The organism is Fusicatenibacter sp. (assembly GCF_977045365.1).
Genome location: NZ_CDRRUH010000080.1, coordinates 1 through 10623, shown reverse-complemented (window position 1 = coordinate 10623; position 10623 = coordinate 1). Strand labels below are relative to the sequence as shown.

Genomic DNA, 10623 nt, shown 5'->3' with positions numbered 1-10623 from the left:
CAATCCCTTATCCTATTACTTAGTTAAAGTTGGAATATAAGTTGTAGAGCCGTATACGAGACCCGTACGTGCGGTTCAATGGGAGGGGCGAGGAAAATTTATTCTCCCTCTACCCTATTTTCTGACAACTCTTTTATTCTGCGTAGATCTTAACCAGTTCTTTCAGCATTGCCATCGTCTTTTCCATCCCCTCAACGGTAATGTGCTCATACGGTCCATGGCATGCATATCCGCCGGTTCCGATGTTCGGGCACGGCAGCCCCATGAAGCTTAAGCGTGCGCCGTCTGTGCCGCCGCGGATCGGAAGAACGATCGGCTCCATGCCGGCTCTTCTGGCTGCCTCTTCGGCATTCTCAATCAGATGGTAGCAAGGACGGATCTTCTCAGCCATATTGCGGTACTGTTCTTTGATCTCCAGTTTTACCGTTCCCTCGCCGTATTTTTCATTCATTGCTTTTTCAATCCGGCGCAGATTCTCTTCTTTTGCTGCAAATTTCTCTGCATCGTGATCACGGATGATGTACTCGGACTCGGCATGTGCCACATCGCCGGACATACTGGTCAGATGATAGAAGCCTTCATATCCTTCGGTATTTCTCGGAGACTCTGCTTCCGGCAGAAGAGACTGGATCTCGCTTGCAACAGCGATTGCATTGATCATCGTGTCTTTTGCTCCGCCTGGGTGGATGTTAAATCCGGTCACCGTGAATTTCGCTCCGGCTGCATTGAAGTTTTCGAATTCGATTTCTCCCTCTGTGCCGCCGTCCACGGTATAGGCAAACTCTGCGTCAAAGCCTGGAACATCAAAAAAGTCAGGGCCTTCACCGATCTCCTCATCCGGTGTAAATCCGATGGAAATCGGACCGTGCGGGATTTCTCCGGCAAGAAGGACTTCTGCCAGTGTCATAATCTCTGCCACGCCCGCCTTGTCGTCAGCACCGAGCACCGTTGTTCCATCGCTTGTGATCAGTGTTCTTCCGGCCAGGGATGGAAGATGCGGGAATACTGAAACTTCCAGTGTTCTTCCGCTGTCAGCCAGCTTCAGATCCTTTCCGTCATAATTTTCATGTACGATCGGATTTACCGCATGATCTGCAAAATCAGATACCGTATCCATGTGTGCGATAAATCCCAGTTTTGTCTTTCCTTCGTATCCTTTTGTTGCCGGAATTTTTCCGTAGACGTAGCATTTATCCTCTACACGGACATCCGATACGCCGAGCGCTTTCATTTCTTCCGCAAGCTGGTCTGCCAGGACTCTCTGGCACTCAGAAGACGGATGGGTTCCGCTCTTCTCATTGCTCGGTGTCGGCACTTTAACATAATTCAGTAATCTTTCATATGCTTTCATTTTCTTCTTCTCCTTCTTATTTCATCAGCTTCTGGATGGTTTTGCAGAGCTCATCCACGGCGCCTTCTTTTCCCTGCCGGATATCCTCCACAACGCAGGATTTGATGTGGCTGGAAAGCAGTACCTTGTTGAAGCTGTTTAATGCAGACTGGATCGCGGATACCTGGGTCAGGATATCGACGCAGTAGCGGTCGCTCTCCACCATTTCCCGTATTCCGCGCACCTGGCCTTCAATTCTCGAAAGACGGTGGATCAGATCTTTGTATTCTTTTTCATCCCGCACTTTTTTCCGGTCGCATTCGCTGCAGTGTGTACAACATTCACCCATGAGGTTTCCTCCTTGTGTTCCGTCACTCTATATACCCCGTCTGGGTATAAATTTATGATACTCTTTTGCCCCGGCTTTGTCAATCTTCGATTTTTGCCGCAAGCGCGCCGTACAGCTTCTGGTTTACCAGACTTGCCGCGCTGCACTCCGCCTCCGGCGCGTTCGCCGACGGCTCTCCGCAGAGATCGACCGCAAGCACCTTTCTCCCCGCAAGACAGTCCTTTGCAAGGGACAGCAGCTCATCCACACGCACATTTCCCTGATCCCAGTTCGTATCAAGCTCCTCCTTTGACAGAATGTCCTTATCGACCGACAGATATACCGGAAGTGTTCCCGCATGGGATGCAAAAATCTCTTTGATCTTCGCCGCTCCGCTTCCGTCGTCGAGCTCTTCCTGTGTCACAAACCAGACATGCTCCATCGCTTCTGTTTCCCGCACCGACGCCTCCGGCGGACCGATCACACAGATTCCTTTGATGTTCTGATACGCCCCGGCAGCATCCCGGATCCAGGAACCGCAGGAGAGCACCGGAAGAAGCGCCGGCGGCTGCATATCGGTATGGTGGTCGAATACGGCTAAAAACAAATCTTCTTTTTCCAGTCCCAGCAGCAATTTACTCATATAGTGGTAATTACCGGAATCCAGAAGGCGGATCCGCGGCAGCTCTTTCGTTTCTTTTTTTTGGTCAAGTTCCGCTTCCAGAAACTGCTCCGTTTCCGGATCGAGATAACCGTCAGTTCCCCGGAGCTCTCTCAGATCCCAGATCTTTCCCGCCTGCTCCCAAACATATCCTTCGGACTCATAAATTCCGGAAAGGCTAAAACAAAATGGTTTCATCTTCTCTTCTACTCCTGTTATTTATTTAATGGATTCAGCTTTCTTCCCGCCGTCACAAGAAGAACGGCTGAGAGCAGAAGCTGCAGAACGGCACTCGCCTCCGGCAGATAATGGATCAGCGGATTCTGTCCGTAATTTCCAAGCAGATAGCAGAGCTGTTCCATCTCTCTTCCGTTCCCAAGCTGGCGGCTGATAATTCCTGCAAATGAGGTAAACGGATTCAAAAGGAGAAGGTAAATTGCACCCCCCACATCGATCTTCTGGTACGTTGCTGCCATCTGCTGCTGCAGCAGTCCTGCGTAGTAGGCAAGCCCTGTGCAGGCGCATGTTCCTACGACCAGAAAAACGACAATGACATAGGAAAGAACGGTCGCCAGCGTGGTCCGCTTAAAAACAACCGAACAGAAAATGCCGATACTGCCGACAAAAATTCCAGTCAGAAGAAGGCCTCCCGCCATCAGAAGCAGTCCGCCAAGGCCGATACCGCCGAACACCACAATAAGGGACAGCACCGGCAGTGCCGAAACCGTCAGAATCAGAACGACGCCAAGTGACGCCTCCAGCTTTCCCGTAATGATTCTCCACGGATTCAGGTTCGTCGTCAGCAGCACGTCCAGCGTCTTTTTCTCACGCTCCAGCGAAATACTTCCTCCTGCAACCGCCGGAACTGAAAGCGTGACAAGGATAAACAGAAGATACGTCATCAGAATATAACAGTTCATCGGAACGCTGTAGCTGGCCGGTGCCAGATAGCCAAGCTGGCTGCTCTCCCCGAAATAGCAGACAAACGCAACCACGGCAAGCAGCAGATTACAGACAAAAATAATCCAGGAAATCCGCGATGACCGTGAGTTCCGTTTCATTTCTTTTTCAAATACAGGATTTAACCGCACGTTTCGTTCCCTCCTTATCCGATCGTGTTTCCGAACGTTTCTGTGTTTCGGCTCTTCTGTTCCGTTTCCCCGGTCAGATGGAAGAACAGGGACTCCAGGCTGTTGTGTTCCCGTGCAAACGAAACCACAAGGATTCCGGCATCTACCAGTTTCTGCAGCAGATACGCCTCCTCCTCCCGGCTTCCCGAAAACCAGGCTGCAATCTTGTTTTCATCCACAGAAAGGCGGCTGACCTGCGGATCCTGCCGCAGCAGTTCCAACGCCTTTGGCACCTGGTTCAGCACAGTGATGCGCAGCGGATTGGAGCTGTCGATTGCCAGCATAATGTTTTCCAGCTTTCCCTGCTGCACCATGACTCCTCCGTTTATGACACCAATGCTGGTGCACAGATCCGCTAATTCTGAAAGAATATGGGAGCTGATCAGAATCGTGTAATCCTCCCGTGCCAATCGCTGCAGGAGAAGCTGAAAATCCTTTCTCGAACGCGGATCCAGACCGGAATTCGGCTCATCCAGCACCAGAAGCTTGGGCTTATGGATCATCGCGCGTGCCAGACAGAGCCGCTGCTGCATGCCTCTTGAGAGCGAATCCACCATCTGCTCCTCTTTTCCCGATAGTTCGACCATCTCCAGCACTTCCCGCGCACGGACGGTTCCTGCCCGCCCGTAAATTCCATACGATGCGGCAAAAAATTCCAGATACTCTATCACGCTTAAGTTTTCATAGACGCCAAAGAAATCCGGCACAAAGCCGATCAGGCTTTTCTGCTTCAGAATGTTTTTTGTCGTCCGCACGCCGTCCAGCCACAGATCGCCGCCGTCGCTCTTTAAAAGCCCCGAAATAATGCGCAGCGTCGTTGTTTTTCCCGCACCGTTCGGTCCGACAAAGCCGTAAATATCGCCTTTTTTTACTTCCATATCAAGACCGTTCAGGGCATATGTTTTTCCGTATTTTTTGGTCAGTTTCTCAATTTTCAGTATCGGCATTTGGCTCCTCCGCTAACAGGTTCTCCAGATATTGCTCCGGTGGGATCTCTTTCGCCTTCACGATCAGATTCGGTGCCTCATAGTATCCATAATTTTCATGATACTCTTCTCCCTTTTCCTCTTCGGAAAGACGGTACCGCACACGGATCTGGTTGTCCGCATTCACATACTGCGCCTCCAGCGCCGGATCACCCGCAAAATCGATCTCCCAGTCGGAAATTTCATCATACGTTCCCGTCTGAAAATTGTACAGCTCAATGATTCCATTGAAATTCCGGATCTTGGTCCCATCCTCCGTGCGCGCCTTCTCAAAAGCAAGAGAAAGAATCGTTCCCCGTTTTCCTCCCCCGCCTGTTTCTGCCGCCCGGATCTTATCTTCCAGCGCCGTCATCGCATACGGCCAGAACGCAGGATTATAGATTCCTTCGGAATCCGGCTGCATCACGTCTTTGGCATACGTTCCATACAGCCGCCAGATGTTGTTGTTTTCAAAGACGCCGTTCAGATAATACGTTACCTCGGTTTCCTCTTCCGAGATTCCGCCGGAATTCGGTCCCATCTCAAAACTTACCGTGGTTCCGCCGTCCCATCCGCTGTACTCCTGCGCATACGGGCAGTACACAACGCCGTCCTCTTTCATGTCCACAGATACTTCCTGATAGTAATACGAGATTCCATACGCTTCATATCCGCTGTCAAGCTGGAACGTATCGTCATTGCCGGCCAGCTTTCCAAAGAAAAGACAGTTGTCACTCCGGTTCGGCATGTGATTGTAGATAACGCCGTCCAGATAATTTTTCTCCATCTCCGGCAGATCCCCTGCCGCACTCCAGGCACCGAAATCCCGCACGCTGTCCGCTTCTATTCCATCCAGCGTGATCGTCTTCCCGTTTTTGATGTCCCCAATGAGGGCACAGTAACCTGGAACTGCGATCACACAGCTTTCCAGATCATAGCCCGTCTTATTTTCCACGGTTCCGCTGATCTTCTGATCCCAGAAATGAAATGTGCCTTTCAGCCCTTCGCCCTCGTCCAGTGTTTCCATCCGCTGCATACCGAATTCATTCAGGGCAAATGCGGCCTGATTGGAAATCTCTGCCCTGTTTTTCTGCTCCCCAAAGCTGATCTCTGTCTTTTCATACGCCGCATCCTCTGTTTCCGGCTGCGCTGTACTGTTGGACATATAGTCCATACGGTTGTACGTCACCAGATCGTAGGACGGATCCAGATACAGTTCATAGGAAGCATTGTACGGCGCCTGCACGCAGAAATTGATGTAATCTTTCTGATACGAATCGTACTGCCAGATTTCCCTTACGTACGTCAGAACCGGAGCCTTGAGCCTCGTGCTCTGGCCGAACAGGCTGATGAGCCCCACAAAGACAGCCGAGCAGGCACAGATCGCCCCCCAGAGATACTGGCGTTTTCCTGTTTTTTTCAAAAAGAAATACAGTCCCGGTCCTGCCAGAACCAGATAGACCAGAATCAGGCCGCCGTACAGCACCGTATTCGGACGGTTCCGGATCTTGGTATTTTCCAGAAGATCAGAAATCGTATAGTATTTCTGATAATTCGTATTTCGTTTTACCAGAAGGCGGCTGGTGGTCTCTTCGTCCAGAATATTTTTCAGAAACTCCACCGGCGCCTCTTTAAACGCGCTGCGCTGGCTTTCCGCGAACGTCTCGTTTCCCGAAAAGGTGATCAGAATACCTCCTTCGGACTGCCAGAGATCGATCTCTTTCTGGATTGTTTCATCCAGTTCTTCTTTGGACTGCTCCAGAAGGATCAGCACATCCGGCGAATACGACTCCGCAAGCCCGACAAGCTCATCGGCCCGGACAGATGCAGCTTCCACCTCATAAATCCCGTCGTTCAGCGTAACTCCATTCAGCTGCTGCCCGTAATTGGTTTCTTCTTCCACAACACAGACTTCCACATTGGACTGGAAGAAGCCTTCACTCGAAATCGTTTCTTCCTGGCTGTACACTGTATCCTTCTGGCTGTTTTCCAGACGCAGTACACAAAAAGACGTATTTTCTACCAGAAGCCCGGCAGAAAAAGTCTTTGTAACGGTTCCGTTCGCCGGAATATAAATGGGAAAGCGGTAGGTAAAAAGGCTGTTTCTCTTATCACCCGACCGCTTAACCCCCGGAAACAGTTTTGAGAGAATGCCTTCCCCGCTGTTTCCGCGGTAAATCGATTCCGCGTCGTTTTTGATCTGAAAAACAAAGTATCCTTCAAATTCGACGGCGCTCTCATTTGTAATTGTCACACGGATCGGTACGTGATTCCCATCCTGATAGTTTCCTTCGAATCCATAAGAAAAATCAATCTGGTATTCCCCTGCGTAGCTGTTGGCAAGAAGCTGCTTTTCTTTCCCGCCGCTTCTTCCGCCGTCCGACGGCGCGTTCTGATAAAGTTCTGTCCGCGTTGTCATCGCAGACACCCTCTGAACTCCCGCCAGAAGCAGAATCAGCAGCAAAATACCGGACAGACAGCAGATTTTGCTTCTTCTTTTCCTGTTCATCGCTTTTCGTCCTCTTTCTTCCCATTTGGCATTCCGACCGGCAGTTCCACCTCAAAGACGGTTCCCTGCAGATCACTTTTTACCCGCACCTGTCCGTGATGCAGTTCCGCAATCTGCTGTACAATCGCAAGTCCAAGTCCCGTCCCGCCGGTATCGCGGCTCCTCGACTGCTCTGTCCGGTAAAATTTCTGGAAAATATGATCCAGTTCCTGTTTTGGAATGATCCGTCCGTAGTTAATGACACGCGTGACCACATATTCGCCCTCTTTTTCCATTGAGACGCGGATCTGTTTTCCCTCTTTTCCGTATTTGACAGCATTGTTCAGCAGATTTCCAAAGAGCCGTGCCAGCAGCTCACCGTCCGCCTCGAGAAAAATCGCATGTTCCGCATGCAGAAATTCCACCTGAAGCTCATTTTTCACAAAAGACGGCGTCATCTCGTCGAGCATCTGCTCCATCAGCTGCACCAGATCAAGTTTTCCGAGATGCAGCTGCATCTCTTTGTGCTCCAGCTTGACGAATCCAAACAGCTCGTTCGTGAGCTGCTCCAGACGGAGTGCTTTCTGATAGGCAATATCGATATAATGATTTCTCGTCTCCTCATCCAGATCCGTCCGCGTGCGCACCCAGCCGAGATAGCCGATAATCGAAGTCAGCGGCGTACGGAGGTCATGTGCCACGGATGAGACGAGATCGTTTTTCGTATGCTCCGCAATCCGTTCCCGTTCCATAATTTCCTTGATATTCTGCTGCATCGTATTTAAGTTCTCCGCCATCACAGAAAACTCGTCATTTCCCTTTACCTCGATCGGATGATCAAAATCCCCTGCTGATATCTCCTTTACCTTTTCCAGAATCTTCCCAATGTATCGGATGGTTTCGCGCATCAGGAAATAAAAGGTCAGGCAGAACGAAAGCAGCGCAGCCGCCGTCAGAATCATCGTCCGCACCGATGGGCGGAGGCCTCCCGGTCCGATCCAGGCGCTCCGGTAACCGATGTTCATCAGTCCATTGCCGAAAAAGGTCAGAATCCCGTCGGTAAGCGTCACTACAAGCACCGTGACAAGTGCACTTACAATCAGATCAAAGACCATCCTCTGGCTGAAGTTTTTTATAAAATCAGGCTTCAATTTTGTATCCCACTCCCCAGACTGTTGTAATAATCTTATCTTCTCTTGTGTCGTCTTTCATTTTTCCGCGCAGACGGCGGATATGTACCATAACCGTGTTGTTCGCCTCATAGAATTTTTCATGCCAGACGCGCTCGAAAATTTCGTCTGTACTGAACACGCGGCCCGGGTTGGAGGCCAGCAGATACAGAATATCAAATTCAATCGGTGTCAGCTTGATGCTTTCTCCGTAGCAGACAACCTGATGGGTTACCTTGTTGATTTCCAGATGCTTTAAGGAAATTACTTCCTGGCGCTCGTGCGGCTTCGACGGATTCAGTTCGCGGTAGCGGCGGAGCTGGGATTTTACACGCGCCATCAGCTCCAGCGGATTGAATGGTTTTGCCACGTAATCGTCTGCTCCCGTTGACAGACCGACGATCTTGTCGATATCCTGCGTTTTGGCACTTACCATGATGATCGGAATGTTGTTCGTCTCCCGGATGCGGCGGCACATCGCAATGCCGTCCATATCCGGCATCATCACATCGAGCAGCACCAGGTCGATTTTCTTCTCCTCCAGAATACGGAGTCCTTCTTTTGCACTGTATGTTTTTAATACCTGAAATCCATCGCTGATCAGATAAATTTCCAGCAGATCCGCGATTTCTTTTTCATCATCCACAACTAAAATATTTGTTTCTTCCACGTCGTTTCCATCCTCTCTGTTTTTAACTACCGTAATGGTACCATGAATATTCAAAAAAATCTTTACTTAATTCTTACGTCTGTATTATCTATTATAAAAAGAAAAGCCGCCTTCCACAAGAGGCCGCTTTTCTTTTCTTCCTATATTTTTTATCTTCGTACTGCGCGGCGGTATACCACAAGAGAAACCGCTGCAGAAATAACCTCCGTGATCCAGAAAGCGTGCCATACGAAAACGCCGCCTCCCAGATGAGACAGCAGGTAAGCTGCCGGGAGAATGACAATGACATTTCGGCAGAGGGAAATGATCAGGGAAGATCCGCCTTTTCCGAGTCCCTCGAGCGCACCGGAGGATGTGATGGAAACTGCCGAAATCAAAAAGCCCGCGCTGATGCGTGTCAGTGCCTGTCCGCCAAGACGGATGGTCTCCGGATTGCTGCTGAACAGTCCGATCAGCTGTTCCGGAATGGCAAGACAGATGCCGGTTCCGACGAGCATGATCACCGCACACATAATCAGCGTAATCTCATAAACCTTCCGCACACGCTTATGCTCGCCTGCGCCGTAATTGAAGCCGATAATCGGGCGCATGCCCTGTACAATGCCGTTTGCTGTCAGATAGATGAACGTCTGCAGCTTGTAGTAAATGCCGAGCACGACAACGTAGCTCTGGGAATAAACAGCCAGGATTCCATTCAGTGCGGAAATCAGAAGCGACGGCAGCGCCAGGTTCAAAATCGCCGGAACGCCGATCGCATACAGTCTTCCGACCAGATTTTTTCCTTCTTTTAAATATTCCGGACGGATCTTGACCGAAATCGGACGGATCTTGTAAATAATCCAGTAAATCACGACCGGTGTCACCTGACCGATACCGGTTGCAAGTGCCGCACCCTCAATTCCAAGGCGCGGGAACGGTCCGATTCCGAAAATAATCAGCGGATCCAGAATGATGTTGACAATACAGCCGATCATCATACCGGTCATCGTCACTTTCATCCGGCCGACTGCCTGAAAAACCTTTTCAAAGTAAAGGTTTGCCATGATTGCTATGGTAAACAGAAAGATAATCCGTGAATACCGGACACCAAGATCGATGACAGTTTCGGAAGAAGAAAACATCCGCAGGAAACGCTCGATAACCAGAAGGCTTCCGATCGTTAAAATAACCGCATGCAGCATAGTGAGGGCAAGGCCCTGCGTTGCAGCACAGCCGGCTGCCTTTTTGTCACCCGCTCCCAGATAATACGAAATCACCGCATTCAGTCCGATTCCAAAACCGATGGCAACGGCATTTACAAAATTCTGTACCGGATAAACCAGGGAGAGCGCCGTCATGGCATCTTCGCTGATCTGTGCGACAAAGAAGCTGTCCACAATGTTGTATAAGGAATTGACCAGCATCGAGATTACCATTGGAAGCGCCATCGAAACCAGCAGTGGAAATACTGGCTTTTCTTTCATAAAGTTTTCGTTCATTATTACCTCCATTTGTGATCTTTTCTGTTGGTGGGCTCGTTGCTCACACAACTATGAGAAACACGCTTTGCGAGTTTCTCATAGTTTTCGCGGCAGTCGCCAAGGTCTCGTGCAAGCACGGACTTTGGCTCGTTGCTCGCGAAAAAAAGCCACGCAATTATCTGCTTTCGATAATTGCGTGGCGAAAAGAACTTTATTACAAGTTGAAAAATCCACACCAAGTTTGAGAGCAATATACCACACTTTGCCCGGGCTTGTCAAGATTTCTCCTGTAACTTTCACGACAAACGCATGAATAACTATCTAATACCAATTCTGCTTTTCCAGTTTTTTTAAGCTTCTAAAAGTTCTTCCAAGTACTTAATTGGACGCAAGCTTACTACAAACCTTTTCTTTCTCATCGA

General features: G+C 49.8%; 9 protein-coding genes. All 9 read right to left on the bottom strand.

Going from position 1 to position 10623, the window contains the following annotated elements; all coding sequences use genetic code 11:
• Positions 1-133 precede the first annotated feature (133 nt).
• The 9 genes from pepT to ACY2VW_RS13305 all read right to left on the bottom strand — a co-directional run bounded on the left by pepT (position 134) and on the right by ACY2VW_RS13305 (position 10219).
• A complete protein-coding gene (pepT, locus tag ACY2VW_RS13345; protein WP_117812837.1) occupies positions 134-1351 on the bottom strand; it encodes a peptidase T in 1218 nt (405 codons plus the stop codon).
• A gap of 16 nt (positions 1352-1367) precedes the next feature.
• Positions 1368-1679 carry a metal-sensing transcriptional repressor gene (locus tag ACY2VW_RS13340; protein ID WP_022463104.1) on the bottom strand — a complete coding sequence of 104 codons (312 nt, stop codon included), beginning with the start codon at positions 1677-1679 and terminating at the stop codon, positions 1368-1370.
• A gap of 79 nt (positions 1680-1758) precedes the next feature.
• The gene (locus ACY2VW_RS13335) at positions 1759-2517 is read right to left on the bottom strand and encodes an arginase family protein (protein ID WP_461878386.1); all 759 of its coding nucleotides are present in this window, start codon (positions 2515-2517) and stop codon (positions 1759-1761) included.
• Positions 2518-2534: 17 nt separating this feature from the next.
• Positions 2535-3410, bottom strand: coding sequence for an ABC transporter permease (locus ACY2VW_RS13330; RefSeq protein WP_461878385.1), 876 nt, complete (start codon positions 3408-3410; stop codon positions 2535-2537).
• 14 nt (positions 3411-3424) lie between these two features.
• Positions 3425-4390 (bottom strand): ABC transporter ATP-binding protein, encoded by a 966-nt coding sequence (locus tag ACY2VW_RS13325; protein WP_461878387.1) that lies wholly within the window; start codon positions 4388-4390, stop codon positions 3425-3427.
• Positions 4377-6923, bottom strand: coding sequence for a hypothetical protein (locus tag ACY2VW_RS13320; RefSeq protein ID WP_461878384.1), 2547 nt, complete (start codon positions 6921-6923; stop codon positions 4377-4379). The genes ACY2VW_RS13325 and ACY2VW_RS13320 overlap by 14 nt, the downstream gene beginning before the upstream one ends.
• Entirely contained in the window at positions 6920-8053 is a 1134-nt protein-coding gene (locus tag ACY2VW_RS13315) for a sensor histidine kinase (protein ID WP_461878383.1), read from the bottom strand. The genes ACY2VW_RS13320 and ACY2VW_RS13315 overlap by 4 nt, the downstream gene beginning before the upstream one ends.
• A complete protein-coding gene (locus tag ACY2VW_RS13310) occupies positions 8043-8741 on the bottom strand; it encodes a response regulator transcription factor (protein ID WP_461874267.1) in 699 nt (232 codons plus the stop codon). The genes ACY2VW_RS13315 and ACY2VW_RS13310 overlap by 11 nt, the downstream gene beginning before the upstream one ends.
• Positions 8742-8890: 149 nt before the next feature.
• On the bottom strand, positions 8891-10219 hold the full coding sequence (locus ACY2VW_RS13305; RefSeq protein ID WP_461874268.1) for an MATE family efflux transporter: 1329 nt from the start codon (positions 10217-10219) through the stop codon (positions 8891-8893).
• Between the last annotated feature and the right edge of the window lie 404 nt (positions 10220-10623).